Below are 26309 nucleotides of genomic sequence, written 5' to 3' on the forward strand. Positions count from 1 at the left end.
GCACCGTCGGAGGGCCGGAGCAGTCCCGCCGCCAGGTCGAGGAGGTACCCGCGGCTCTCGTCGTATCTCGCTTGACGCGCTTGCGCGCGCTAGGCGGACTTCCGGCTGTCTCGCGGGTGCACCGCGATGTTCATGGCGCCGGAGCGGAGGACCGCCAGCCGCTCGGCCAGCACTTCCTCGAGCTCCTCGCGGGTGCGCCGCTCCATGAGCATGTCCCAGTGCGTGCGCGCCGGCTTGCCCTTCTTCTCTTCGGGGCCGTCCCCGTCAACGAGGAGTGCCTGGGCGCCGCACGCCTTGCACTCCCACTCCGGCGGAATCTCCGCCTCGACCGAGAACGGCATCTCAAAACGATGTCCGTTCTGGCATGCGTACTCCACCGCCTGGCGCGGGGCCAGGTCGATGCCGCGGTCCGTCTCGTAGCTGGTAACCACAAGTCGCGTGCCGCGGAGAGCTCGCTCACTCATGAATCGTGCCTCCCGGGCTTGTCGCCCACAGGACAGGTGTCGCTGTCGTCGTCATCCGGTCAACGTCCGGTCGGCGGTAAAGATTCCCGTTCCGGGTCATGCGTCGCCCGTCGTGCCGCTGCTTTGCCATTGGTTGGGGTACCCACCAGTGCCCGGTTTGTCACATCTGACCGAAAGTGTCACCCACTGATTTCACTATTCAAGCACGCAGTAACGGTCCGCCTGGCAAGCCAAAGGCGTACACTACCGGCCTTTCACTCAGGCGTCTAAATCCGCTCCGGAACCGGGTTCCCCGCAGCAGCGACCGCACGCCTCACCGGAACCCTCGCGAGCAGCACGAATCCCAGCACGAAGAAGATCACCAACGAGATGATCGCGTCCCGGTAGCTGCCCGTGATCTGATACGCCAGCCCGAAGACGAGCGGCCCCAGCCAGCTCAGGCCCCGGTCGCTCATCTCGTACGCGGAGAAGTACTCCGCCTCCTTGCCTCGCGGCACCAGATGCGAGAACAGCGAGCGCGACAGCGCCTGGCTGCCGCCGAGGACAAGTCCGATGCCGGCCGCCAGGCAGTAGAACCACAGCGGCTCGCCGGCGGGCAGGAAGTACCCCGCCGCCAGGATCGACGTCCACACGGCGAGCGAGCCGAGGATCATGCGCTTCGCCCCGTACGTACGGGCCAGCCGGCCCATCAGCAGCGCACCCGCCACGGCGAGCACCTGCACCAGCAGCACCGCGGTGATCAGGGTCGTCTGGTCCAGGTCCAGCTCCTCGGAACCGTAGACGGAGGCCTGCGAGATGACCGTCTGCACCCCGTCGTTGTAGACGAGATAGGCCAGCAGGAACGACAGCGTCAGAGGATGACGCCGCATGTCGCGCAGTGTGGCCCTGAGCTGGTTCCACCCCGCCCCGACTCCCCCCTCGCCGGAAGGTGCGATCCGGCGGTCCCGCAACCGCCGCAGCGGGATCAGGGTGAAGGCACCCCACCACAGACCCGCGGAGGCCAGACAGATGCGGACCGCGTCGGACTCCGACAGGCCGAAGGAGTCGTGGCCCGAGTAGACGGCGAGATTCAGCAGCAGCACCAAGGCGCCCGACGTGTACCCGAAGGCCCAGCCCCGCGAAGACACCGCGTCCCGCTCGTCCGGCTCCGCGATCTGCGGCAGATACGCGTTGTAGAGGGCCATCGACACGGCCAGCGACGCGTTCGCCACGATCAGCAGCAGCGCGCCGAGCAGATAACGGTCGCCGTCGAGGAAGAACATCCCCGTCGTCGCTGCCGCCCCCAGGTACGCCGCGACGGCCAGCAGCGGCTTCTTGCGGCCCGACCGGTCCGCTGCCGCCCCGGCGAGCGGCATGATCAGTACCGCGAGCACCACGGAGACCGACACGGCGTACGGGAAGACGGAGCCGGCACGCACCGGTATGCCCAGCGGATGCACAAAGCCGTCGGCGTCCGCCGCGGCCTTCGCCACCGACGTCAGATACGGCCCGAGGAACACCGTCAGAACGCTCGTCGAATAGACGGAGCACGCGAAGTCGTAGAAGTACCAACCTCGTTGCTCACGTCTGCGGGCACCCGCGCCCTCGTCCTCGCCCGTGCCGCCAGTGCGGTCCGCGGTGTCGGCCGTCACCCCCGCGCCCCCTTGTTCGTGCCGTCGCAGACGCGCCGGATCAGTCCCACACGCCCCGGTCACTCAGCACGGTGCGCAACGTCTCCAGATGATCGGTCATGATGCCATCCACGCCAAGGTCCAGGAGCGCGGCCATGCGATCGGCGTCGTTCACCGTCCACACATGGACCTGCAGACCCCGCGCGTGAGCCGCCCGGACGAACCGCCGGTCCACCACGCGGATACCGCCCTGCGTCTCCGGTACCTGCGCGCAGACCGCGCCGCTGCGCACCGCGGCAGGTATCCCGTACGACCCGAGACGCAGGCCGAGGACGCCGCGCACCCCATAAGAGGTCGCCAGCCGGGGGCCGGCGAGGCGCATCGCGCGCGCCACCCGCCCTTCGGAGAACGAACCGACGCACACCCGGTCCCAGCTGTCCGTCCGGCGGATCAGATCCACGAGCGGCACCAGCGCGGACTCCGCCTTCAGGTCCACGTTCCACCGGGCCGAAGGAAACTCCTCCAGCAGTTCCTCGAACAGCGACAGCGGCTCCCGGCCCGCCACCCTCGCCTTGCGCACCTCGCTCCACGGAAGCGCTCCGATACGCCCCCGTGCATCGGTCACCCGGTCCAGCGTCGTGTCGTGGAACGCCACCAGCCGGCCGTCGGCCGTCGTGTGCACATCGGTCTCGAAGTAGCGGTAACCGGCATCGGCGGCACGCCGGAAGGCCGCCGCCGTGTTCTCGATGCCGTCGGCCGCTCCGCCGCGGTGGGCGAAGGCGAGCGTCGAGGGGTGGTCCAGGTAGGGATGGCGTATGCGGGTCACGGTCGAAGTATCGCGCGCCGAGGTGACCCCGTGGCGACCACGGTGCTGCGTCCGTCCCCCTCCCGGACGGCGAACAGGTGCAGGAACAGCTGTGCCAGCGGCCCGATCGCCAGCGCGTACGCCACGGTCCCCACGCCCACGGAACCGCCGAGCGCGAAACCGGTCACCACCACGACCACCTCGATCGCCGTACGCACCAGGCGGATCGACCGGCCGGTGAGCCGGTGCAGGCCGGTCATCAGGCCGTCACGGGGGCCGGGGCCGAAGCGGGCCGCGATGTACAGGCCCGTCGCCATGCCGTTGAGCACGATGCCCGTGACCATCAGCGGGATCTGCCCCGCGAGCCCTCGCACTTCCGGCACCAGCGCGAGTGTGGCGTCCATCGCGATACCGATGACGAACACGTTGGAGACGGTGCCGAGCCCGGGCCGCTGCCTGATCGGAATCCACAGCAGCAGCACCACGGCGCCCACGATGATCGACACCACGCCGATCGTCAGCCCGGTCAGCTCGGCCAGACCCTGATGCAGCACTCCCCACGGCTCGAGCCCCAGGCCTGCGCGCACGAGCAGCGCCGAGCTCACTCCGTACAGCGCCAGGCCGACGTACAGCTGCAGCAGCCGGCGGGTGAGATGCGCGGACACGATAGCGCCCCCTGTCTGGTGTTGGTGGACTGATGCATGCCACTCTGTGGCCATGGAACATTCGGCAACCATGGCCAATTCTGGGAAGGTGGACTGATTTCCATGACGCAGTGGACCTCTGCGGTGGGCGCGGCCCAGCTCGCCCGTCAGCTCACCTCGCAGCAGCCCCGCCCCGCCGGCCCCGGCACCCGCAAGCCGCCGGCCTACCGGGCGCTCGCCGACGGCATCCGGCTGCTCGTCCTGGAAGGCCGCGTGCCGGTCGCGGCGCGCCTGCCCGCCGAGCGTGAACTCGCGCTGTCGCTCGCCGTCAGCCGAACCACCGTCGCCGCCGCGTACGAGGCACTCCGCTCGGAAGGCTTCCTCGAGTCCCGCCGCGGCGCCGGCAGCTGGACCGCCGTGCCCGCGGGCAACCCCCTGCCCGCCCGTGGTCTCGAGCCCCTGCCCCCCGAATCGCTCGGTTCCATGATCGACCTCGGCTGCGCGGCACTGCCGGCACCCGAACCGTGGCTCACCCGCTCCGTCCAGGGCGCCCTGGAGGAACTGCCACCGTACGCCCACACCCACGGCGACTACCCGGCCGGCCTGCCCGCCCTGCGCCAGATGCTCGCCGACCGCTACACCGAGCGCGGCATCCCGACCATGCCGGAACAGATCATGGTCACCACCGGCGCGATGGGCGCGATCGACGCGATCTGCCACCTGTTCGCCGGCCGCGGCGAGCGCATCGCCGTCGAATCACCCTCGTACGCCAACATCCTCCAGCTCATGAGGGAGGCGGGCGCGCGGCTCGTGCCCGTGGCGATGGCCGAGGGGCTGACGGGGTGGGACCTCAACCGCTGGCGCCAGGTGCTGCGCGACTCCGCGCCGCGCCTCGCGTACGTGGTCGCCGACTTCCACAACCCCACCGGCGCGCTCGCGGACGAGTCCCAGCGCCGCGCCCTCGTGGAGGCGGCCCGCTCGGCCGGCACGGTCCTCGTCGTCGACGAGACCATGTCCGAGCTGCACCTGGACGCCGACATCACAATGCCCCGGCCCGTCTGCGCCTTCGACCCCGCCGGCTCCACCGTCCTGACCGTCGGCTCTGCCAGCAAGGCCTTCTGGGCGGGCATGCGGATCGGCTGGGTCCGCGCTGCCCCCGACGTCATCCGCTCCCTCGTCGCCGCCCGCGCCTACGCCGACCTCGGCACGCCCGTCCTGGAGCAGCTGGCGATCAACTGGCTCATGCGGACGGGTGGTTGGAAGGAGGCCGTCGCCGTCCGCCGCGACCAGGCACGCGAGAACCGAGACGCGCTCGTCGCGGCGGTGCGCAGGGAGCTGCCGACCTGGGAGTTCGACGTCCCCCGCGGCGGCCTCACCCTGTGGGTCCGCACGGGAGGCCTCTCCGGCTCCCGCCTCGCGGAGGTCGGCGAACGCGTCGGCGTCCGCGTGCCGTCGGGCCCGCGCTTCGGCGTCGACGGCGCGTTCGAGGGCTACGTGCGGCTGCCGTTCACCGTCGGCGGCCCGGTCGCCGACGAGGCGGCAACCCGCCTCGCGGCAGCGGCCCGCCTGGTCACCACGGGCGCCTCGACATCCACGGAGACGCCCCGCACGTTCGTGGCGTAGCGAGTTCGGGGGCCACCGGGTCGGCCGCACCGGGCGTTGCACCCCGCCGGGCTTTGGCCTTTGGGGGCTGCCCATCCCTGCAGGGCGTTGCCACCTCTGGTTCGTGGCGGCCGGGGTTCGTTGCCGGGGGGTGTGCGGGGTTGCGCCCGCCGGTTCGTGGTGGCTGGGGTTCGTTGCCGGGGGGTGTGCGGGGTTGCGCCCGTCGGTTCGTGGTGGCCGGGGCCTGCTGTCCGGGGGGTGTGCGGGGTTGCGCCCGTCGGTTCGTGGTGGCCCGCGCCCTGCCGGGGGTTGGGCGGTGTGTGGCCCCCAGGCTCGGCCTGGTGCGGATGCCGGCCTTCCCGCCCCAGCGCCGGCAACGGCGGTCTGCGGCTCGCGGCGCAAGGTGCCGCCCGGGGTGCGGTCGGCAGCCCCGCTCACGCCCCGCCCGCAAGGGGCGGGCTGAGGGGCTTTCCCCTCCGGACCCGAGACGCACGCGTGGCCCGGCAGGGGAGCGTCACCTCCCGGCCGGGCCACGGGACGTCGCGGGTCAGCCGGTTCCGCCCAAGGGAACCGACGGCGGGGTGAGCGGTTTCGCCGGGATGCCCGGCGGGGCCGTGGCAGCCGCCGCGGGTTCCGTGGCGGCGGGGTCGGGCGGCAGCAGCGCCAGGACCGCCTGGCGGTGGGCCTCCGTCGTCGCGTCGTCGAACGGGTCCGGCGTCGCGGGTACTTGCAGGCGCAGGACCGGCCCCGTACCGAGCCGTGCGTACCCCCGCCCGGGCGGCACGTCGGTCGTCGGTGTGGTGCGGGGTGCCTCCCCGAGAACCGCTTCGACCTCGGGGAAGCCGGCCGGGCCGAGCGTCACGCGGGCCCGGGTGTGCGTCCGTACCGCCTCGGTGAGCGCGCCGATGCTGTCGAACTGCTCGGCGACGACCACCGTGACGTGCGCCGCCCGCCCGTGCCGCAGCGGCACGGAGAGCAGCTCCTGGGGGTCCATGTGCCCGTCGGCGGCGGCCAGGTGCCCGAAGACGCTGGGCCGGTCCATGAGAATCCACAGCGGCCGCTTGGTGTCCTCGGGCACGGGTTGCCCCGCCTGCCGGGCGCGGTTGGCGGCGATGAGCCGCCGCTCGGTCTCGTGCGCGGCCCACTCGAGGCTGGCGAGCGCGCCGGCCAGTCCGCACTCGACGGCCAGTACGCCGGTGCGCCCGGTGAGGCAGGCGTACTCCCCGGTTCCGCTGCCTTCCACGATCAGTACGTCCCCGTGCTGCAGCGCCTGCAGGGCGATGGAGCGCAGGAGGGTCGTGGTGCCGCTGCCGGGCTCGCCGACGACCAGCAGGTGCGGCTCGGTGGAGCGCGGTCCGGTGCGCCAGACGACCGGGGGAGCCTGGCCGATCTCGTCGCCCCGGATCACCGGCACCGTGCGCTGGACCGCGTCGGCGTCGGTGAAGCCCAGCACGGTCTCACCGGGGACGGTGACAAAACGCTGGGCGGCGATGGCGGTGGACAGGGCGGGCAGCACGCTCATGACGAGCTGGTTGCCCTCCTCGTCCCAGGTGAAGAGATACTCCCGCCCGCGCCCGGACTTCGCGTGCAGCAGCTGCTCGATCCGTGCCCGGGCGGCGGTCTCGCCGTCGGTGAAGTAGGCGGGGTACGTGACCCGGAGCCGGGTGAGCCGGCCGCTGTCGTCGAACTCGTACTCGGTGAAGGCCTTGCTCCACTCCCCGCCGTGGGCGAAGAGCGGAGCCGGGTCGTCGGTGAGGGAGAAGTACGGGACCAGCGCTTCGTACAGCGCCTGCAGCCGGCCCGCCTCCGCCTCGTCGGGACCCGTCGTGGCGGGCACCCTGACCCGCCCCTGCCAGGCGGCCGCGGCCATGACCGTGATCAGGGCGAGCAGCGGCCCGTACGGCATGACCGCGACCACCAGGACGCAGGCGGCGACGAAGAAGAGGGCGGGACCGCGCCGCTCCTTGGGAGTGCCGGCCCACTTCTGCCGTGCCACGGCGGCCAGCTTCCGCAGACCACGCGAGACCGTGATCAGCGGATGGAGGACGTCTGTGGCGCTGTCGGCGGCCGTGCGGGCGATCGCTCGGCTGCGGGCGATCTGCGCGCTGCCGCTGCTCAGAATGCGGGGGAGTGGACGCCGGGCCACATCGTCTCCTGGGTGCTGAAGGGTGCGGACGGTCAGAACTTGATCCCGCCCAGTAGTCCGGCCAGGCTCGTCGTGCCTGCCTGGATGCTGGGGGCGATCGCGGTGCCCGCGAGGAAGAAGCCGAAGAGCGCGGAGACGAGCGCGTGCGAGGCCTTCAGGCCGTCCTTCCTGAAGAAGAGGAAGACGATGATGCCGAGGAGCACGACGCCTGACATGGACAGAATCATTGGAGTTCTCCTGGGTGAGGGGACAGTCACCTTGAGTTGTTCCAGGCTCACAGCAAGTATCTATGCGACAAAAGGTGCATATAGGTGAACTATTCGGCATTTCACTGCACTGGCGGACAGTCGGTCGTTGCACGGCGGGCAAAGGGCAGGACCGCAGGGCACAGTGCCCCCGCGACGTGATCCTTTGCCGCCGACGCGCCGCGTCATGTCGGCCGCCGGGCAGTACCCTGTCGATTCACTCGTACGGCTGCTCCTGCCGTGCGCCCCAGGTCAAGTGGTGAAAGGCGGTACGTCCCATGAGTGAGGTCCCGGACTCCGAGGTGATCGAACTCGCGACCAAGGTCTTCGACCTGGCGCGTCAGGGAGAGACCGACGCTCTGGCCGCCTACGTCGACGCGGGCGTCCCGGCCGACCTGACCAACGACAAGGGCGACACGCTTGTGATGCTCGCCGCCTACCACGGCCACGCCGACGCGGTGGAGGCGCTTCTGGCCCGCGGCGCGGAGCCGAACCGGGCCAACGACCGCGGCCAGACGCCTCTCGCCGGCGCGGTCTTCAAGGGTGAGGACGCCGTGATCCGGGCTCTCCTCGCCGGCGGCGCCGACCCGCAGGCAGGCACCCCGTCCGCGGCGGATACCGCGCGGATGTTCGGGAAGACGGAACTTCTGGAGCTGTTCGAGGGCCGCTGAGCGCCCTGCGGGCAGCGCCCGGTCAGCAAGGAAGAGGTCGCCACGGGGGGCGCCGTAAATGTGGTCGCGGTGGCGAAATGGGTGGGTCATCATGACGTCAGCCCCATCCCGGACGACATCAACCGGGAGTTTCCCCTGGGGCCACCGAAGAGAGGCAGAGGAAGATGCTCTACAACAAGCGGAAGACGCGTATGACGACGGGCGGCCCTACATGCTGCTGCGCGGCCTAGGCACTCCACTCCCCGGTCGCGTCGACAGCTTGATGTGAGGCATTTTCCATGTTCGATCCAGTCATAGCGCCGAGCGGCACCCTGCTCGGCCTGCTGCAGAGGGGCCGCGGCGACGGCACGCTGCACGCGCTCGCCGCCCCGCGGGCCGAAGCGCTCGCCGCCCTCAACCACTGCGTACTCAACGATCCCCGCCACGACTGGCAGGTCGAGAACCGCTCCCTCTACTACGCCCGGCTCTACCTCGATCTCCACGGCAGCCTCGAGGAGATCGAACGGCATCTGTGCGATGCCGACGACCACCTCGACACGGACGAGTGCCGGACCGGCCTCGCCCTGGCGGTGCTCGGGCATCTCGCCTCCTACGGCAGGGGCGACGCGCTCGCTCTGCTGCGCCGGTACGCGACGCACGGCGCCAACTGGGCCTGGGCACTCGACGAACTCGCTCTGCGGGACGACGACGCGGGCCTGCGCGCACTGGCTGCCCCGATCCTCGCCAGATTCCCCGCCACCCCGGAAGGCGAGGCCGAGCTGGCCGCGGCCGTACGCGACTCCTTCGAGCCGCGCCCCTGGCGGCTGTGGGCGGAGGACGGACGCGAAACGGTCGGGGCCAGGATCAGGGCCGCCCAGGAGGCGGGCTCCTTCGACCGCTGGCAGCGCCAGATGCGCCCCTCGGGGCCCCGGCCGGGCTGGAGCGTCCAGGCGGTCCTCGACTGGGCCGACCAGGGCCTGGAGCGCGGCGGCGCCCTGCACGTTCCGGCAGCCCGCTGCCTGACCGCCGTGGCGGGGCCGGAGGACCGGCCCACGATCGTCGAGGCCGCCCGCACCGGATCCGACGGCGCACGCTCCGCCGCCCTGCACTACCTCGCCGAGTCGTGCGACCCCGTTGTCCTCGACCTGATCGAGATCGCGGTGACCTCCGGCCCCCGGACCGTCGCCGACGCGGCAGTCGCCGCGTTCGAGCGGATGTGCGGCGAGCCGGCCGTGGACCGGGCACGCAGCTGGGTGCACCGCCCCGACGCTCTCGGTGCTTCAGCGGCCGGCGTACTCGCCTGCCGCGGCGGAGCCGGCGACGCGCAACTGGTGCTCGGCGCGCTCCGCGAGACCGTGCGGGCGGACGGACCCGACGCCCCCCTGTTGTGGACCCTCGTCGACGGAGCCGGGCGCCTCGGCATCGCCTGCGCCGCCCCCGTCCTGCGCCATGTCTACCGGGAGACGGCCTCCTCCCATCTGCGGGGCCGAGCCGCCCGGGCGCTCGCCGCCACCGACCCGTCCTTCGCCACCGGCTTCGCCGTCGAATGCCTGTGGGACTGCGAGGAAACCACGCGAGAAGTCGCCGCTCTGCACGCCGAGACCGGTGATGTGCGCGTCGCCGAGCGGCTCCGCCGGCTCGCCGCCGACCCGGCGGAGGAGGCCGAGGTACAGACCGCGGTGCGGAGCCGTATCGGCCCGGACAGGCCGGGACAGTGACGGCAGGCGGTCCGGCGACCGCCTGAAGAGAACGGCTGCCTGAAGAGGATGGCCTGAAGGGGATCCGACGACGGCCCGAGCTGTCCTGCCGGGCCGCCGGCGGGCGGCCCGCGGCCCAAGGACGATTCAGGATGTTCGGCGGTGGTTACGGGCGGGCTGACGCCGGTCGGCGGCCCGTCCGGCCACAAACGCTCACGGGACGTTCCGCATACGGAAAGATCCACGTTGGCGCAGCCACTCCGGGCACGACGAGAACACGGGTATGCGTGTCGTCATCGTCACCGAATCCTTCCCGCCAGACGTCAATGGTGTGGCGCACTGCGCCCAGCAGACCGCCCGGCATCTCGCCGCCCGCGGTCATGAACCGCTCGTCATCGCCCCGGCCGTGGCCGGGGCCGACGGCTTCGACACCGACGCCCCCTGCCCGGTGGTGCGCGTTCCCTCCCTGCCGCTGCCCGGCTATCCGCAGGTGCGCGTCGCCCTCCCCAGCCGCAGGGTCGCCGCCGCGATCACCGCGCACCGGGCCGATCTCGTCCACCTCGCCAGCCCCTTCGTGCTGGGGGTGCGCGGCATGGCGGCCGCGGCACGGCTGGGGCTGCCGGCCGTCGCCGTCTACCAGACCGACCTCGCCGGATACGCCCGTACGTACGTCGGAGCGGGCGAAGGCGCCGCCTGGCGGCGCATCAGGGCCGTGCACAGCGCCGCCGACCGGACGCTCGCTCCGTCCACAGCGGCGAAGCGCGACCTCGAGGAGCACGGCGTCGAGCGGGTGCGGCTGTGGCCGCGCGGAGTCGAGACCACACGCTTCCGGCCGGAACTGCGCGACGAGGAACTGCGCCGGACCCTGGCCCCCGGCGGCGAACTGATCGTCGGATACGTCGGCAGGCTCGCCCCCGAGAAGCACGTCGAACTGCTCGCCGGGGTCTGCGCCATGCCCGGCGTGCGCGTGGTCGTGGTCGGTGACGGGCCCAGCGAGACGTCGCTGCGCGCCGCCCTGCCGGGAGCCGTGTTCCTCGGCCGCAGGACCGGCGACGACCTCGCCCGGATCTTCGCCTCCCTGGACCTCTTCGCGCACACCGGCCCTTACGAGACGTTCTGCCAGACCGTGCAGGAAGCCATGGCGAGCGGCCTGCCGGTGATCGCTCCTGCCGCCGGGGGCCCGCTCGATCTCGTCGGCCACGGCCGCACGGGACTGCTGGTGGAACCGCACAGCGCCGACGCCGTACGGGCAGCCGTCGGCGTACTCGCCGACGACCAGGCTCTGCGGACCGCCTACGGGCGGGCCGGGCTCGCCGCAGTCGAAGGCAGGACCTGGGCCGCGGTCGGGGACATGCTGCTGGACCACTACGCCGATGTGCTCGGCGCGCGTACGGCGGTGGCGGCATGAGCGGGGAGCGGGGGCTGCGCATCGTACGGCTGGCGAACTTCGTCACCCCCTCGTCCGGCGGGTTGCGCACCGCGCTTGCGGAACTCGGCCGCGGATATCTGGCCGCGGGACACGAGCCCGTGCTCGTCGTCCCGGGCGACGGGGAGAGCGACCGGACGACCGACCAGGGGCGCGTCATCACCCTGCCCGGACCCGAGATCACCGGCACCGGCGGGTACCGGGTGCTGGCGGGCCGGCGGCGGCTGCGGGACGTGCTGGACGAGCTGGCGCCCGACCGTCTCGAGGTCTCCGACCGCACCACCCTGCGCTGGACCGGGGAGTGGGCGCGGCGCAGGCGTATTCCCTCGGTGATGGTCTCGCACGAGACGGCGGACGGAGTGCTGCGCACCTGGGGGCTCCCGGAGGCGGTCGCCGCCCGCACCGCGGACCGGCTCAACCGGCGCAGCGCCTGGGCCTATTCGCGGATCGTGTGCACGACGGAGTGGGCCGAGCGCGAGTTCGTACGCATCGGGGCGCGCAATGTCGTGCGGGCCCCGCTCGGCGTCGACCTGCGGCGCTGCCGGCCGGGCCGTCGCAGCACGGTGCTGCGTGCGCGGTACGCGGCCGGAGCCGACGTGCTCCTGCTGCTCTGCTCCCGCCTGTCGGTGGAAAAGCGGCCCGGCACCGCCCTGGACGCGCTCGCGGCACTGCGGGCGCGCGGTCTGCGGGCGTCGCTGGTCGTCGCGGGCGACGGCCCGCTGAAGGGGGCGCTCGTGCGCAGGGCGCGCGCGGAACGGCTGCCCGTCGAGTTCCTCGGCCACCTGCCCGACCGGGAGGCGGTCGCCGACCTGCAGGCGGCGGCCGACGTGTGCCTGGCACCCGGTCCCGCGGAAACCTTTGGGCTCTCCGCTCTCGAGGCCCTCGCCTGCGGCACGCCGGTCGTGGTCAGTGCCTCGTCGGCGTTGCCCGAGGTGGTGGGCGACGCGGGCGTGGCGGTAGCCGACAGCGGGGAGGACTTCGCCGGCGGTGTCCTCGACGTGGTCTCACGACCCAAGGACGGGCGCCGCGCAGCGGCGAGGGCACGCGCCGAACTCTTCGACTGGCAACGCTCGGTGACGGCGTTCCTCGCCGCCCACGAAGCCCTGCCGGTCGTCGGCCGCGCCGCTGAGCCGGGAGGCCGCTGATGCCGGCGCCCGAAGCACCCCCGGAGGCCTCCGGGGAAGCGACCGGGGCTTCCGGCGGCGCGCACGTTGCCACCGCACCACCGGGAGACAGACGCACCCCGCCGGGGACGCCGACGCCGGCGGCGGGAGCGTGCCGGCCGGTGCGGTTCGCCGCCCTCGGCGACTCGCTGACCGCAGGGGTCGGCGATCCCGTCGGGGGTGCCTGGCGGGGGTGGGCCGCGCTGCTCGCCGCCGGGGTCGGTGGCGAGGACGCGCCGGTCGTTTTCCGGAATCTCGCCGTCAGCGGCGCCCTCAGCAAGGACGTCGCCGAGCTCCAGGCACCGGCGGCTCTCGCGTTCGCACCCGACATCGCCTCCGTCGTGGTGGGGGTGAACGACACGCTGCGCCGCACGTTCGACATAGCGGACCTCGCCCGCCGCCTCGATGACGTCTGCTCCGCGCTCGCCGCCCGCGGGACCGTGCTGCTGACGGCGTGCCTGCCCGATCCCGGCGCCATGTTCGGGCTGCCGGCGCCGCTGGCGCGGCCGCTGGCCCGGCGGCAGCGGGCCGTCAACGCCGTCGTCCATGCGCTGTCCGACCGGTACGACACCGTCCATCTGCACGCCGCCCACGCCGCCTGGGTGCGGGACCGGGCCATGTGGAGCGCGGACCGTCTGCACCCGGGGGAACGCGGGCACCGCATGCTCGCCCGGCGTTTCCACGAACTGCTCGCCGCGCGCGGCCTGGCCCACGGTCAGGTGCCCGGTGCAGAGCCCGACCAGCCCCGACCGACCCGCGCCGCGGCGCTGTTGTGGCTGGCCACGGCGGGCACCGGTTGGGTGGCTCGACGCTGTACCGACCTCCTGCCGCAGTTGCTGCGGCTCGCGGGCGACGAGGTGCAGCACTGGGCCCGTGGCACCAGCGCGCGCCTGGACCGCAGCGCGGAGCTGGCCCTGTCCGCCGCGCTCGCGGCCGTGTCGCCGGCCGTTCCCGGCGCCCGGATCGGGGCAAGAATGGGGGAATGGCCGGACGCTGGGAGTTCTGGATCGACCGTGGCGGCACGTTCACCGACGTCGTGGGCAGGCGCCCCGACGGACGGCTCGTGACCCGCAAGCTCCTCTCGCACAACCCCGGGCGCTACCGCGACGCCGCCGTCGCCGGCATCAGACTGCTGCTGGGCACGCCCGCGGACCGGCCCGTACCGGCCGGCCTCGTCGCCTCGGTCAAGATGGGCACGACCGTCGCCACCAACGCCCTTCTGGAGCGGCGCGGCGAGCCGACCGTGCTGGTCGTCACCGAAGGCTTCGGCGACGCCCTGCGCATCGCCTACCAGAACCGGCCCCGCCTCTTCGACCGCCACATCGTGCTGCCGGAGGCCGTGTACGACCGGGTGATCGAAGTGCCCGAACGTCTCGACGCCCACGGCGACGTCGTACGGCCCCTGGACCTGGCGGCCGTGGCCGAGCGGCTGGAGGGCGTACACGCCGACGGCATCTCGAGCGCCGCCGTCGTCCTGATGCACGGCTACCGCTACCCCGACCACGAGCGGCGCATCGCCGAGAAGGCACGCGCCCTGGGCTTCACCCAGGTCAGCTGCTCCCACGAGGTGAGCCCGCTGATCAAGTTGGTGCCCCGCGGAGACACCACCGTGGTGGACGCCCATCTCTCCCCGATCCTCCAGCGGTACGTCGACGAGGTCGCAGCCGAACTCGTCGGGATCCGTCTGATGTTCATGCAGTCCAACGGCGGTCTGCGGGAGGCGACACACTTCCGCGGCAAGGACGCCGTACTGTCGGGCCCGGCCGGAGGTGTGGTCGGAATGGCCCGGACCTCCCGCCGGGCCGGCTTCGAGAAGGTCATCGGCTTCGACATGGGCGGCACGTCCACCGACGTCTCGCACTACGCGGGCGAGTTCGAGCGCGAACTCGGCACCCAGGTGGCCGGTGTCCGGATGCGCGCGCCGATGATGAGCATCCACACCGTCGCCGCCGGCGGCGGCTCCGTGCTCCACTTCGACGGGCGCCGCTACCGCGTGGGTCCCGACTCCGCCGGCGCTGTGCCCGGGCCCGCCTGCTACCGGCGCGGCGGACCGCTCACCGTCACCGACGCCAATGTGATGCTCGGCCGGATCCAGCCCGCGCACTTTCCGGCCGTGTTCGGCCCGGACGGCAACGAGCCCCTGGACGACCGCACCGTACGCGAACACTTCGGCGTGCTGGCCGAAGAGGTCGCCCGGGCGACAGGGAAGCGGCACACACCCCAACAGGTGGCGGCCGGATTCCTGGACATCGCGGTCCTGAACATGGCGAACGCCGTGAAGAAGATCTCCGTCCAGCGAGGCCACGACGTCACCCGCTACGCGCTCACGTCGTTCGGCGGCGCCGGAGGTCAGCACGCCTGCGCCGTGGCCGACGCCTTGGGCGTCGGCACCGTGATCGTGCCGCCGCTCGCGGGCGTACTGTCCGCGTACGGGATCGGGCTCGCCGACGCGACCGCCATGCGCGAGCAGTCCGTGGAGGCCGAACTCGACGAGCAGAGCATCGTCCGCGTCCGCGGCATCTGCGACGAGCTGGCCTTGCGCACCCGTTCCGAGCTGCGCGCCGACGCGGTCCCCGACGCCGCGATCACCACGCGCGCGAAGGCGCTGCTGCGCTACGCGGGCACCGACTCGAGCCTGCCCGTACCGCTGGACTCCGCCCCCGTCATGCGTGAGGCCTTCGAGTCGGCCCACCGCGCCCGTTACGCCTTCACCATGGACAAGCCGGTCGTGGTGGAGGCGGTGTCCGTCGAGGCGGTGGGCGCCGCGGGCGACCACGACGCCGTCGTCGTCGGGGAGCCGGGCACGCCGGCCGAGTCGGGGACCCACGACCGCGTGCCGATGTTCGTCGGAGGAGAGCGGCGGGAGGTGCCGCTGTACCGGCGCGGCGATCTGCGGCCCGGCCACGAGGTGGCAGGACCCGCGATCGTCGCGGAGGCCGATGCCACCACCGTCGTCGACCCCGGCTGGCAGGCCACGGCGAGCGCGACCGGGCACCTGCTGGTGACACGGGTACGGCCCAGACCCACCCGGGTGGCCGTCGGCACCGACGTCGACCCGGTGCTGCTGGAGGTGTTCAACAACCTCTTCATGGCCATCGCCGAGCAGATGGGCGTGCGGCTGGAGAACACCGCACACTCCGTCAACATCAAGGAACGGCTCGACTTCTCCTGTGCCCTCTTCGACGCCGACGGCAATCTGATCGCCAACGCGCCCCACATCCCCGTCCACCTGGGATCCATGGGGGAGTCCATCAAGGAGGTGCTGCGCCGCCGCCGTGACGAGGGCGAGCTGCTGCCGGGTGACGTCTACGCGGTCAACGACCCGTACCACGGCGGTACGCACCTGCCCGACGTCACCGTCGTGACCCCCGTCTTCGAAGGCGGCGAACTGCGTTTCCTCGTCGCCTCGCGCGGCCACCACGCCGAGATCGGCGGCATCACGCCCGGCTCCATGCCCGCGTTCAGCACCGACATCGAGGAGGAAGGCGTCCTCTTCGACAACTGGCTTCTCGTACGGGACGGGCGGCTGCTCGAGGACGAGACCCGTCGGCTGCTCACCGGCGCCCGGCACCCGTCCCGCGCCCCGGACACCAACATCGCCGACCTGAAGGCGCAGATCGCCGCCAACGAGAAGGGGATCGCCGAACTGCACCGCATGGTCGACCAGTTCGGTCTCGACGTCGTCCAGGCCTACATGCGGCACGTCCGCGACAACGCCGAGGAGTCGGTGCGCCGGATCGTCGCCACCCTGGACGACGGCGAATGCAGGTACGAGACCGACAGCGGCGCGGTCATCCAGGTGGCAGTGCGGGTCGACCGCGAACGGCGCGAAGCGGTCCTCGACTTCACCGGCACCTCACCCCAGCAGCCCGGCAACGCCAACGCGCCCACCTCCGTGGTGATGGCCGCCGTGCTCTACGTGTTCAGAACCCTCGTGGCCGACGACATCCCCCTCAACAGCGGCTGCCTGGCTCCCCTGGAGGTGCGGGTGCCGGAGGGCTCGATGCTCGCGCCGGTGCACCCGGCGGCCACGGTCGCGGGCAACGTCGAGACCTCGCAGGCCGTCACGGGAGCGCTGTACGCGGCCCTCGGGGTACAGGCCGAGGGCTCGGGGACGATGAACAACGTGACGTTCGGCAACGACCGCGTGCAGTACTACGAGACCGTGGCGAGCGGGTCCGGCGCCGGTGACGGTTTCGACGGCGCGGACGCCGTGCAGACCCATATGACCAACTCACGCCTCACCGACCCCGAGGTGCTCGAGTGGCGCTGTCCGGTCCGCGTCGACTCCTTTGCCGTACGTACGGGCAGCGGGGGCGGCGGACGGTGGCACGGCGGCTGCGGCGTCGTACGGCGGATCCGCTTCCTGGAGCCGATGACGGTGGCGCTGCTGACCGGTCACCGGCGGATCGCGCCGTACGGGATGGCGGGCGGCGCGCCGGGTGCGCTGGGCGAGAACCGGGTGGAGCGGGCGGACGGCAGCGTGGACCGCCTCGACGGTGTCGACTCCGTCGATGTCGGGCCCGGCGACGTGCTGGTCGTGAGCACGCCGGGAGGTGGCGGATACGGCACCCCGCAGCCGTGATCAGCGGACCGTCACGAAGCGCACCGCGGTCCCGGGCACGGCCTGTGCCGCCGCGGGCAGATCGCGCACGTCGACGACGCCCACCACGGGATAGCCGCCGGTGGTGGGATGGTCGGCGAGGAAGACGACCGGGCGGCCGTCCGGGGGCACCTGCACCGCGCCGAGCACCATGCCCTCGCTCGGCAGCTCCCGCGTGACCGCCCGCTCGAGCGGCGGCCCGTCGGTGCGCAGTCCGATGCGGTTGCTCGCCGACGACACCCGGAAGGCACCGCGGGCGAGGGTGCGCAGCGCGGCGTCCGTGAACCAGTCGTCGCGGGGGCCGAACCGTAGGCGCAGCACCAGTGGGGCCGGGGGAGCGGGCCAGGGCACCTGGACGTCCACCCGGGCCGGCGGCTGGGCCGGAGTCCCGAGGGGCAGCACGGCACCGGCCGACAGGGGCGCGGGCCCGAGCCCCGACAGCAGATCGGTGGAGCGGCTGCCCAGTACCGGTTCGACGGTGATGCCGCCGGCGAAGGCCACGTAACCGCGCACGCCCCGTACTGCGGGCCCCACCTCCAGGACCGCCCCGGCCGGGACACGCAGCGGCGCACCCCAGGGGGCGGGTCTGCCGTCGACGGTGACCGGGCTGTGCGCCCCGCCGACGGCGACGGTCACGGCACAACGCGGCCGTACGGCACAGCCGTCGAGCGTCGTCTCCAGGACGGCGGCGCTCTCCGGATTGCCGACCAGACGGTTGGCGAGCCGGGCCGCGGGCTGGTCGAGTGCTCCCGAACGCGGCACCCCGAGGTGCGCGTGCCCCGGCCGCCCGGCATCCTGCACCGTGGTCAGCGCCCCGGGCCGTACGACCGCCAGTGCGAGATCGGTCATCGGCACTCCGGGACGAAGCGGACCCGGGTCCCCGGCGACAGGAGCGCCGCGGGATCCCTCGCGGTGTCCCACAGCACGGCGTCCGTGGTGCCGACCAGCTGCCAGCCGCCGGGCGACGAGCGCGGATAGACACCTGTGTACGGGCCGGCCAGCGCGAGGGAGCCCGCGGGCACGGCGGTACGGGGCGTGGCCCTGCGCGGAACGGCGTAGCGCTGCGGCAGCCCTGTCAGATAGCCGAACCCCGGCGCGAACCCGCAGAAAGCGACCCGGAACTCGAGCGACGAGTGGATCCGTACGGCCTCGTCCCCGGTCACCCCCCACAGGGCCGCCACCTCCGCCAGATCGGGCCCGTCGTAACGCACGGGAATCTCGACGGAGTTGTCCGCACGCAGGGCGAGCGGCGGGACCACCCACGACGCGAGCTCCTGCGCGAAGCGCCGCGGATCGTCGAGCCCGTCCAGCAGTACGGTCCGCGCGGCGGGCACGATCTCGTCGACGTGCGGCAGGATGCCCGCGGCGCGCCGGCGCAGCAACTCGGCGTGGAGCGCGCCCGCCTCCTCGCCGTCGCCGGTCTCGACGAGCAGCGCCCGCTCGCCGACCGGCAGGATCCTCCGGGCAGGGCCGTTCATACGAACGCCTCCACGCGGACGCCCACGCCTTCCAGCCGTCCGCGCACTTCGCGTGCCAGTGCCACCGCGCCCGCAGTGTCCCCGTGCAGACACAGCGAGCGGGCCCGCACGGAGACCGAGCTTCCGCACCGGGACGTGACGACCCCGAAGCGGGCCATGCTCACGGACCGTTCGACGACCGTGGCCGGGTCGCTGATCACGGCACCGCTCTCGGCGCGCGGCACGAGCGTGCCCTGCGCCGTGTACGCGCGGTCGGCGAACGCCTCGGTGACCACGGGGAGCCCGGCCTTCTCCGCCATGGTGTGCAGCCGGGAGCCCGGCAGGCCGAGCAGCGGCAGCCGCTCGCCCGACAGCAGCACACCGTCGACGACCGCCGCCGCCTGCTCCTCGTCGTGCACGACGCGGTTGTAGAGCGCGCCGTGCGGCTTGACGTACGAGACACGGGAGCCCGCCGCCCGCGCGAAGACCTCCAGTGCGCCGATCTGGTAGGCGGTCTCCGCGGCCAGCTCGTCGGCCGGGACGTCCATGGAGCGCCGTCCGAACCCCGCCAGATCGCGATAGGACACCTGGGCGCCGATCCGCACCCCGCGCTCGGCCGCCAGGTCGCAGACGCGGCGCATAGTGACCGCGTCCCCGGCGTGGAAGCCGCAGGCGACGTTGGCGCTGGTGACGACGGACAGCAGCTGCTCGTCGTCGGTCAGCCGCCAGTGGCCGAAGCCCTCGCCGAGGTCGGCATTGAGATCGATGGACGCCCAGGTCACCGCGGTACCTCCAAGTCCTTTGCGGAGTCTGTCCCTTACGGAGTCCGTCCCGTGCGGAGCCCGTCCTGTGCCGGGCCGGTCAGAGGAGTTCGCGGTCGCGCGTCTCCGGCAGGCCGAGCAGAGCCAGCACGGCGAGACCGTAGCCGAGGGCACCGAGAACGAGCGCGCCGCCCACTCCCCAGCTGTCGGAGAGGAAACCGACGAGCGTGGGCAGGAAGGCGCCCACCGCGCGGCCGCTGTTGTACGTGAAGCCCTGACCGGTGCCGCGCACGGCCGTCGGGTACAGCTCGCTGAGGAAGGAGCCGAACCCGCTGAAGATGGCCGACATGCAGAAGCCGAGCGGGAAGCCGAGGACGAGCAGCAGGCTGTTCGCCCCCGCCGGGATGTTGGTGTAGGCGAGGATCCCGATGCCCGACAGCACCGCGAAGAGCGCGATGTTCTTCTTCCGGCCGATTGTGTCCGTGAGGTATCCGCCGGTCAGATACCCGACGAAGGCGCCGGATATGAGGAACGTCAGATAGCCGCCGGTGCCGACGACCGTGAGCCCGCGCTCGGTCTTCAGATAGGTGGGAACCCAGGTCGCCAGGGTGTAGTAGCCGCCCTGCACACCCGTGGACAGCAGGGTGGCGAACAGTGTGGTGCGCAGCAGGTCCCTCTTGAAGATCGTGCTGAACGACCCTCGCTCGGAGCTGGTGCGGCGCTGCTCGGCCGCCGCGGGGGCGTCACTCACATTGCGGCGTACGTACACCACCAGCAGGGCGGGCAGCGCTCCCGTCCAGAACATCACGCGCCACGCGGTGTCGGCGTCGAGGAACTGGAAGACCAGCGTGTAGACGATGACGGCGAGCGCCCAGCCGGCCGCCCACGCGCTCTGCACGGCCCCGAGTGTGCGTCCCCGGTTCTTGGCCGTGGCGTACTCGGCGACCAGGATGGCGCCGACCGCCCACTCGCCGCCGAAGCCGAGCCCCTGCAGCGCACGGAAGACCAGCAGCGTCTCGTAGTTGGGTGCGAAGCCGCACAGCACCGTGAACACGGCGTACGTGATCACGGTGATCATCAGCGCCTTCACCCGGCCGATGCGGTCCGCGAGGATCCCGGCGAGCGCACCGCCTATGGCCGAGACGACCAGGGTGACGGTGGTGAGAAGTCCGGTCTGTCCGTTGTCGAGGCTGAAGTAGGCGGAGATCGCCACCATGCTCAGCGGCAGGGTGAAGTAGTCGTACGAATCGAGTGCGTAGCCGCCGAACGCGCCGCCGAACGCCCGGCGCCCGCGCGGTCCGAGAGCGCGCAGCCACGCGAACGTGCCGGTGTCCTCGGGGAGTTCGTCGTGCTTCGGCTGTGCATGGGTCGTGCTCATCTGCACCTCGCTGAGGGGGAGGAGGAGCTTTCCGGAGTGTGCGGTCACGCCAACGTAGAGGATTGTTGAACGATCCGACAAGAGTCGTGTGGACACGTTCCGGCTTCTACGATGGAGACCGCACGCCGGCGCGGACGTCCGGCGGCGGAGAGAGGGGCGTTGTGGGGACGACGGAGCCCAGGGCCGGGGGACTGGCGGACGACCGCCCGCTGTTGGGGCGCACCAGCACGGCGGAACGGGTCGCGGACATCCTGCGCACCCGCATCGCCGAGGGCTACTTCCCGCCCGGCGAGCGGCTGTCGGAGGACAGCATCGGAAAGGCCCTCGGTGTCTCGCGCAACACCCTGCGCGAGGCGTTCCGGCTGCTCACCCACGAGCGGCTGCTCGTCCACGAACTCAATCGCGGCGTCTTTGTCCGCATGCTCGCCGTCCAGGACGTCGAGGACATCTACCGCACCAGGCAGCTCGTCGAATGCGCCGTGGTGGACCGGCTGGGCGAACCGCCGTACATACTGGACAAACTGGACGCCGCGGTCGCCGGAGGGGAACGGGCCGCCCACGAGCGGGACTGGAAGGGTGTCTCCACGGCCAACATCCACTTCCACCGCGAACTCGTCGCCCTCGCCGGCAGCGCACGGACCGACGAACTGATGCGCAGCGTCCTCGCCGAGCTGCGACTCGCCTTCCACGTCGTGGACGACCCGCAACAGCTGCACCAGCCCTACCTCGTCCGCAACCGCGAGATCCTCGAGACGCTGCGCGCGGGCAGGCGGAGCGAGGCACGACAGCTCCTGGACGCGTACCTGGACGACTCCCGCGCGCAACTGGTCAGCAGGTACGCGACGCTCCTGCCGGACGCCTGACCGCACTGCGCGACGGGGGTGCTCTGCGCCGTTTCGACCGTTGTCGGTGCGAGGACCTAATCTGTGCACCGTGACTTCGCCAGCCTCGACGGACCTCGTTCCGCCCCAGCTCAGCGCGGGGCCGCGACCCGCGCAGGGTCCGGCCGCCGACGAAGGGCTCGCGCGGCGGCTCCGCGCGCTCGCATGCACCGCGCCGCTGCACGATCTCGACGTCCGCAAGGCGAATCTCGCGGGCGAGTACTCGGTCTACGCCATGGCCGAGGTCGCCCTCGCCGCCATCGACCTCGTCACGCTCAACATGGACTTCGACACCGGCGCCGACCACGACCAGATAGTGGCGCGCCTCCTCCCGCGGGTGGCCGCCCAGGCGCCACGGCGGCCCGTGGCCGAGCACGAGCGGGTGGCGCGCTGGGTGCTGGAGAACCTGATCAACGTCGGCAGCGTGGACCGCGGCTTCCGCGCCGTCTACGGCACGTTCGGCACCGACGGCGTCTACACCCGCCGCGACTACGACTTCAAGCTCGTCGAGGAAGTGCCCGGCCACGGCGGCACCGTCTATCTGCGCACCACCGACGAAGCGGTCAACGTCCTCGTCGGCGCCCTCGACACCGACGTCACCAGCGCGCAGATCGCGGCCGAGGTGAAGCTCGAGGTCCTCATCAGCCGCGGCCGTCTCGCCGACGCGCAACTCGCCGCCGAACAGGCCCGCTACCGGACCGTGCAGTACTCGGAGGTACTGCGCAGGACGCTCGAGGCCACACGGCGCAACGTCCGGGCCGTGGACTGGCTCAACGAGGTCCCCGACATGATCGCCGAGGCGCTCGACCACGTCGCCGACCGCTACCGCCACGAGAACGCGATCCTCACCAACATCCGCAAGGCCCGTGACGAAGCCGAGGACCCCGAGCACAAGCGCCGCGCCGCCGAGCTCGTCGACATAGTCAAGGACTGCATCCGCCGGCACACCCAGCTCCAGTCCCGCCTCCTGGAGGCCGGTCCGCTGTTCCGCGCGGAACAGGACCGGCAGGCCTTCGCCCGGCCCACCGCCCGGACCGGGCTCGACCTGTACGGACAACTGGTGGCACCGCTGCTGCCACTGCCCGTCGAGTCGGCGATCCACGTCACGGACGCCTTCTTCGCACGCGGGACCGGGCTGCGGACGCCGCCCTCCGTCCGCGTCGGCGACCTTGTCGACCTGCTGCTCACGCCGCCGACGGAGCGCGAGCACCTCGGCGCGGAGATGCCGGAGCCCGACCTGATCGCCACCCCCGACGACAGCCGATTCAGCGAGGAGCAGCTCGCGAGTGCCATGGAGCTGCTGGACCTGGAGCACGACGCACCGCGCCGGCTCTCCGGCCTGCTGGTGGAGGCACGCCGCCAAGACCCCGACCTTCCGTATCTGGTCGCGCTGCTGGCCGTCCACGCGGCGAGCCCTCCGGTCGGCACCGCGTACCGCCAGGGCGAGCAGCGACTGTTGTTCGCCGTCGACGACGGCACGCAGCTGGACGACGCCGAGTTCGGCGGTGCCGACCTGATCGTGGGTACGGCCCTACTGGACGCGGTGGGCATGGCGGCGGCGCGAGCGGAGGGAGCGTGACGACTCCCCGGCCGGGGGCTGCGCGCCCGGCGCCTCACACGCCGGCGACCGCGGTCCGTCCGGCGTGCGAGAACACGCGCGAGAACGCCGTGCGAAGCGCCGTACCCCGGTCCGCGCCGAGCCCGGTTCCCGGACGGGGCGATCAGGGGAACGGCACGTCGGCCCCACCGCGGCGTAGCCGCCGCGACCACCCAGCCACCACCACAACCCCCAGCCCCTAGGAGCACCCCCCGTGAGCGACCCCCACGTCGAGGCCTCCGCCGCGTGGAGCGACCCGGTCGCCCCTCAAGGCCCTCCGACCGGACCGATCTCCGCGGCCGCCGCCTCAGCTCCGGGCGTGACCCCCGCCGACGCCGCCGACGCCGCGCGCCTCGTCTCCTTCGGGCTCCAGCCCAAGCTGCTGCCGGCCCGCGACGCGGAGTACGCCGAACTGCTGCGCCGCTACCGTGAGGACACCGCCTTCGCACGCATCGCCGACGCCGTCGCGACCGGCCTCGGCCTCGTCGTGCTGGAGGTGTCCCCCCGGGCCGGCATGGCCGTCACCGCCGGTGAGGACTCCGTCTTCGCGGTCCGGATGGGCGACTACGCCCGCAGGGCCTCCGCCGACTCCGCCGACCGCTTCCTGCACGGCCTGGCCCACCTCGCCGTCGCCGCCATGGCCTTCCCGCGCCCGGAGGACCTCGCCGACGACGGATACATCGGCCGGATCACCGTCAACGGCGTGGACGCCTTCGTACGCCAGGCGTGCCGGCGCCTCGAAGAGCGCGCCGACGAGCAGGGCGAGAACACCGACCCGGCCAGCCAGGCCCCCGGCCTGGAGGCCGCCTGGCGGGTCTACGCCCGCCGCAGCGCCACCGGCGCCACCAAGGACGCCCGCCGCCTGGCGGGATCGACGACCGGCATCGTCGGCAAGGCCGTCGCCTTCCTCACCGACTCCGGCTTCCTGCAGCGGACCGGTGACGACGCCGGAGGCGCCTACCGCACCACGGCCCGCTACCAGCTGCAGGTCCGCGACATGGCAGGCAACGCCGCGATGGCCGAGCTGCTGGAGCTGGGTGTCGTCCCCGTCAGCGACGGTTCCCCCACGCTCGTGGCACCGCCCGACGGCGACGACCTCGACGTGGCGGCCGACGCCGGACTGCCCTTCCACGCGTAGCGCGTGCCCGCCCCGCCCCGACTTCCGCCCGCCGCCGCGTAACCGTTCAGTCGAACGTTCAGACCAAACCGAGAGTCCGCCGCCATGTACGAGTTGTCCCGGGTCCGCCTCTACTCCATCGGTCCTGCCGGTGCGCGCTACGCCGACACCGTGCTCGACCTGCGCGGAGTCGGCGAGCCCGTGCCCGACCCCGCCCCCATGCAGGCGGAGTTCTTCGAGGAGGAGCCGGTCGGCCCACCGCGCCGCCCGGCGCCCGCGGGCGTGCTCTTCCTCGAGAACGGCGGCGGCAAGTCGGTCCTGCTGAAACTGATCTTCTCCGTGATGCTGCCCGGCCACCGCAACACGCTCGGCGGCGCCAGCTCGGGCGTGCTCCGCAAGTTCCTGCTGGCCGACGACTGCGGACACGTGGCGCTCGAGTGGCAGCACACCCTGACCGGCGAGCTGGTCGTCGTCGGCAAGGTCAGCGAGTGGCGGGGACGACAGGTGTCCAACGACCCGCGGAAGTTCGCGGAGGCCTGGTACTCCTTCCGCCCCGGCCCCGGACTCGGCCTCGACTCCCTCCCGGTCGCGGAGTCCACTGCCGTCCGTCCCACCGTCGAGGGCGTGTCGGGCGCTTCGGGCCGCCGCCGCACGATGAAGGGCTTCCGTGACGCCATCACCGAGGCCGGCAAGGCGTATCCGCATCTCGACGTGTACTGGGAGGAGATCCACGACCGCTGGAACGAGCACCTCGGCGACCTCGGTCTCGACCCCGAACTGTTCCGCTACCAGCGGGAGATGAACGCCGACGAGGGCGAGGCGGCCGGCCTCTTCGCCGTCAAGAAGGACTCCGACTTCACCGACCTCCTGCTGCGCGCCGTCACCGACACCCGCGACACGGACGGCCTCGCCGACCTGGTCAGCGGATTCGGCAACAAGCTGGGCCGCCGGGCGGAGCTCACCGCGGAACGAGACTTCACCGCGGGCTCCGTCGACCTGCTCGGCCGCATCGTCGAGGCCGCCGAGACCCGCACCAGGGCGCGCGACATCCACGCCGGCGCCGAGCGCCGTACCCGTACCCTGGCGCGTCGCCTCTCCGCCCGTGCCGCGCAGGAGCGCACCCGTACGGCGGACCTCGCCCAGCAGGTCACCGCCGCCGCGCACACGGTGACCGCCGCCGAGCAGGCACGCAACCGCAGCTCGCTGGTCGCCGCCGAACTGGCTTTCCGCCACGCGTCCCTTGCCCTGACGGCCGCCGAGAAGGGCGCCGCCGCGCAGCGCCGGGAGCTCATCGACGCGCGCACGCTGCACTCGGCATGGCAGGCGGCGGAGGCGGTCCTGCGGCACCGAGCGGCCGCCGACCGTTCCGCTCGTGTCGCCGCGGCGATCCGGGAGGCGGAGCGGGACGCCGCCCCCGCGCTCGCCGCGCGGGCCAAGGCCGCCGGCGACCTCGTCCGCGCCCTGAACGCGGCGGCGGAGAAAGGCGAACGCGTCGCCAACGAGGAGGAGGAGCGCTCCCGCGCCCTGCAGGAGGCCGGCGAGGCCGCCCACCGCGACGCCACCGCCGCCGCGACACAGGCCCAGCGCGCCCGCAGCGAGGTCGGCCACCTCCGCCAGCGGCTGACCGAGGTCGAGCAGGAGACGGCGGAGGCGGTACGGGCCGGATGGCTCGACGACACCGCCCCCGACGCCGACCCGGCGCGCGGCGCGCTGGCGGCGAGCGATGCCGAGAAGACGACCGTCGCCGCCTGGGACGAGGCCCGCGAGGCCGCCCGCTCCACGGCGGAGCGCGCAAAGGAGGTGGCGGCCGCGGAGAGCCGCGCGGAGCTCGCCGCCGCCCGGGCGGCGGACGCGGCACAGGCGGCGGAGAACGCCTACGAGGCCGAGCGCCGCGCCGCCGCGTCCATCGCCGAGGACGAGCGTCTGACGGACCTGCTGAGCCTGGCGTCCGCCACCACGCCCTCCCTGGTTCCGCAACCGCGCACCGCCGACCCGTTCGGCACCGGCGAGGCCGCTCCCGCAGCCCGCGACGAGGGCGACGGCACCGCGGCCCCGCACGGGCC

Annotated in this window: 20 protein-coding genes and 1 pseudogene; 11 read left to right on the forward strand and 10 right to left on the reverse strand. The window is 72.7% G+C overall.

The features are described 5' to 3' along the window. Window positions 1-89: 89 nt before the first annotated feature. From ABZ070_RS20050 to ABZ070_RS20065, 4 genes are all read right to left on the reverse strand, one after another. Window positions 90-464 carry an RNA polymerase-binding protein RbpA gene (locus tag ABZ070_RS20050; RefSeq protein WP_003959706.1) on the reverse strand — a complete coding sequence of 125 codons (375 nt, stop codon included), beginning with the start codon at window positions 462-464 and terminating at the stop codon, window positions 90-92. A gap of 266 nt (window positions 465-730) precedes the next feature. Beyond that, complete coding sequence (locus ABZ070_RS20055; RefSeq protein ID WP_356635634.1) at window positions 731-2095, reverse strand: MFS transporter; 1365 nt, start codon at window positions 2093-2095, stop codon at window positions 731-733. Between the two features lie 40 nt (window positions 2096-2135). Further along, on the reverse strand, window positions 2136-2900 hold the full coding sequence (locus ABZ070_RS20060) for a glycerophosphodiester phosphodiesterase family protein (RefSeq protein ID WP_356635636.1): 765 nt from the start codon (window positions 2898-2900) through the stop codon (window positions 2136-2138). Further along, on the reverse strand, window positions 2897-3616 hold the full coding sequence (locus tag ABZ070_RS20065) for a hypothetical protein (RefSeq protein WP_356635638.1): 720 nt from the start codon (window positions 3614-3616) through the stop codon (window positions 2897-2899). Before ABZ070_RS20065 ends, ABZ070_RS20060 begins: the two co-directional genes overlap by 4 nt. Before the next feature lie 30 nt (window positions 3617-3646). Here ABZ070_RS20065 and ABZ070_RS20070 point away from each other — a divergent pair, with 30 nt between their 5' ends. After that, complete coding sequence (locus ABZ070_RS20070) at window positions 3647-5146, forward strand: PLP-dependent aminotransferase family protein (RefSeq protein WP_356635640.1); 1500 nt, start codon at window positions 3647-3649, stop codon at window positions 5144-5146. Between the two features lie 526 nt (window positions 5147-5672). On the opposite strand, the gene ABZ070_RS20075 is transcribed toward ABZ070_RS20070, so the two are convergent. After that, entirely contained in the window at window positions 5673-7271 is a 1599-nt protein-coding gene (locus ABZ070_RS20075) for an ATP-binding protein (RefSeq protein ID WP_356635642.1), read from the reverse strand. A gap of 32 nt (window positions 7272-7303) precedes the next feature. Continuing rightward, window positions 7304-7498, reverse strand: a complete 195-nt coding sequence (locus ABZ070_RS20080) for a hypothetical protein (RefSeq protein ID WP_005320068.1) — start codon at window positions 7496-7498, stop codon at window positions 7304-7306. A gap of 296 nt (window positions 7499-7794) precedes the next feature. Between ABZ070_RS20080 and ABZ070_RS20085 the strand changes: the two genes are divergently transcribed. The 6 genes from ABZ070_RS20085 to ABZ070_RS20110 all read left to right on the forward strand — a co-directional run bounded on the left by ABZ070_RS20085 (window position 7795) and on the right by ABZ070_RS20110 (window position 17037). Next, complete coding sequence (locus tag ABZ070_RS20085) at window positions 7795-8187, forward strand: ankyrin repeat domain-containing protein (protein ID WP_356635644.1); 393 nt, start codon at window positions 7795-7797, stop codon at window positions 8185-8187. A 278-nt stretch (window positions 8188-8465) separates the two neighbouring features. Further along, entirely contained in the window at window positions 8466-9884 is a 1419-nt protein-coding gene (locus ABZ070_RS20090; RefSeq protein ID WP_356635646.1) for a HEAT repeat domain-containing protein, read from the forward strand. A gap of 262 nt (window positions 9885-10146) precedes the next feature. Continuing rightward, entirely contained in the window at window positions 10147-11271 is a 1125-nt protein-coding gene (locus tag ABZ070_RS20095; protein ID WP_356635648.1) for a glycosyltransferase family 1 protein, read from the forward strand. After that, window positions 11268-12434 carry a glycosyltransferase gene (locus tag ABZ070_RS20100; RefSeq protein ID WP_356635650.1) on the forward strand — a complete coding sequence of 389 codons (1167 nt, stop codon included), beginning with the start codon at window positions 11268-11270 and terminating at the stop codon, window positions 12432-12434. The genes ABZ070_RS20095 and ABZ070_RS20100 overlap by 4 nt, the downstream gene beginning before the upstream one ends. Before the next feature lie 140 nt (window positions 12435-12574). Continuing rightward, window positions 12575-13519 carry an SGNH/GDSL hydrolase family protein gene (locus ABZ070_RS20105; RefSeq protein ID WP_356635652.1) on the forward strand — a complete coding sequence of 315 codons (945 nt, stop codon included), beginning with the start codon at window positions 12575-12577 and terminating at the stop codon, window positions 13517-13519. Beyond that, on the forward strand, window positions 13435-17037 hold the full coding sequence (locus ABZ070_RS20110) for a hydantoinase B/oxoprolinase family protein (protein ID WP_356635654.1): 3603 nt from the start codon (window positions 13435-13437) through the stop codon (window positions 17035-17037). Before ABZ070_RS20105 ends, ABZ070_RS20110 begins: the two co-directional genes overlap by 85 nt. Here the strand turns inward: ABZ070_RS20110 and ABZ070_RS20115 are convergent, their stop codons facing one another. From ABZ070_RS20115 to ABZ070_RS20130, 4 genes are all read right to left on the reverse strand, one after another. After that, window positions 17038-17904 (reverse strand): biotin-dependent carboxyltransferase family protein, encoded by an 867-nt coding sequence (locus tag ABZ070_RS20115; RefSeq protein ID WP_356635656.1) that lies wholly within the window; start codon window positions 17902-17904, stop codon window positions 17038-17040. It lies immediately after the preceding gene. Further along, complete coding sequence (pxpB, locus tag ABZ070_RS20120; protein ID WP_356635658.1) at window positions 17901-18533, reverse strand: 5-oxoprolinase subunit PxpB; 633 nt, start codon at window positions 18531-18533, stop codon at window positions 17901-17903. The genes ABZ070_RS20115 and pxpB overlap by 4 nt, the downstream gene beginning before the upstream one ends. Continuing rightward, on the reverse strand, window positions 18530-19294 hold the full coding sequence (locus ABZ070_RS20125) for a 5-oxoprolinase subunit PxpA (RefSeq protein WP_356635660.1): 765 nt from the start codon (window positions 19292-19294) through the stop codon (window positions 18530-18532). Before ABZ070_RS20125 ends, pxpB begins: the two co-directional genes overlap by 4 nt. 79 nt (window positions 19295-19373) lie before the next feature. Next, a complete protein-coding gene (locus ABZ070_RS20130) occupies window positions 19374-20651 on the reverse strand; it encodes an MFS transporter (protein WP_356635662.1) in 1278 nt (425 codons plus the stop codon). A gap of 161 nt (window positions 20652-20812) precedes the next feature. Between ABZ070_RS20130 and ABZ070_RS20135 the strand changes: the two genes are divergently transcribed. The 4 genes and pseudogenes from ABZ070_RS20135 to ABZ070_RS20150 form a co-directional block, all read left to right on the forward strand. After that, complete coding sequence (locus ABZ070_RS20135) at window positions 20813-21514, forward strand: GntR family transcriptional regulator (RefSeq protein ID WP_356635664.1); 702 nt, start codon at window positions 20813-20815, stop codon at window positions 21512-21514. A 70-nt stretch (window positions 21515-21584) separates the two neighbouring features. Further along, window positions 21585-23111 carry a hypothetical protein gene (locus ABZ070_RS20140; RefSeq protein WP_356635666.1) on the forward strand — a complete coding sequence of 509 codons (1527 nt, stop codon included), beginning with the start codon at window positions 21585-21587 and terminating at the stop codon, window positions 23109-23111. Between the two features lie 232 nt (window positions 23112-23343). Beyond that, complete coding sequence (locus ABZ070_RS20145; RefSeq protein WP_356635668.1) at window positions 23344-24267, forward strand: hypothetical protein; 924 nt, start codon at window positions 23344-23346, stop codon at window positions 24265-24267. Between the two features lie 84 nt (window positions 24268-24351). After that, window positions 24352-26309, forward strand: a pseudogene (locus ABZ070_RS20150) (hypothetical protein); the annotation flags it as partial.

It is taken from the genome of Streptomyces sp. NPDC006283, from assembly GCF_040613325.1.
Lineage (GTDB): Bacteria > Actinomycetota > Actinomycetes > Streptomycetales > Streptomycetaceae > Streptomyces.

Coding starts and splice junctions, on each gene's coding strand:
- ABZ070_RS20050 (WP_003959706.1), bottom strand. CDS start 464: ATGAGTGAGCGAGCTCTCCGCGGCACGCGACTTGTGGTTACCAGCTAC.
- ABZ070_RS20065 (WP_356635638.1), bottom strand. CDS start 3,616: ATGGTTGCCGAATGTTCCATGGCCACAGAGTGGCATGCATCAGTCCAC.
- ABZ070_RS20070 (WP_356635640.1), top strand. CDS start 3,647: ATGACGCAGTGGACCTCTGCGGTGGGCGCGGCCCAGCTCGCCCGTCAG.
- ABZ070_RS20080 (WP_005320068.1), bottom strand. CDS start 7,498: ATGATTCTGTCCATGTCAGGCGTCGTGCTCCTCGGCATCATCGTCTTC.
- ABZ070_RS20085 (WP_356635644.1), top strand. CDS start 7,795: ATGAGTGAGGTCCCGGACTCCGAGGTGATCGAACTCGCGACCAAGGTC.
- ABZ070_RS20090 (WP_356635646.1), top strand. CDS start 8,466: ATGTTCGATCCAGTCATAGCGCCGAGCGGCACCCTGCTCGGCCTGCTG.
- ABZ070_RS20095 (WP_356635648.1), top strand. CDS start 10,147: ATGCGTGTCGTCATCGTCACCGAATCCTTCCCGCCAGACGTCAATGGT.
- ABZ070_RS20100 (WP_356635650.1), top strand. CDS start 11,268: ATGAGCGGGGAGCGGGGGCTGCGCATCGTACGGCTGGCGAACTTCGTC.
- ABZ070_RS20110 (WP_356635654.1), top strand. CDS start 13,435: ATGGCCGGACGCTGGGAGTTCTGGATCGACCGTGGCGGCACGTTCACC.
- ABZ070_RS20115 (WP_356635656.1), bottom strand. CDS start 17,904: ATGACCGATCTCGCACTGGCGGTCGTACGGCCCGGGGCGCTGACCACG.
- pxpB (WP_356635658.1), bottom strand. CDS start 18,533: ATGAACGGCCCTGCCCGGAGGATCCTGCCGGTCGGCGAGCGGGCGCTG.
- ABZ070_RS20130 (WP_356635662.1), bottom strand. CDS start 20,651: ATGAGCACGACCCATGCACAGCCGAAGCACGACGAACTCCCCGAGGAC.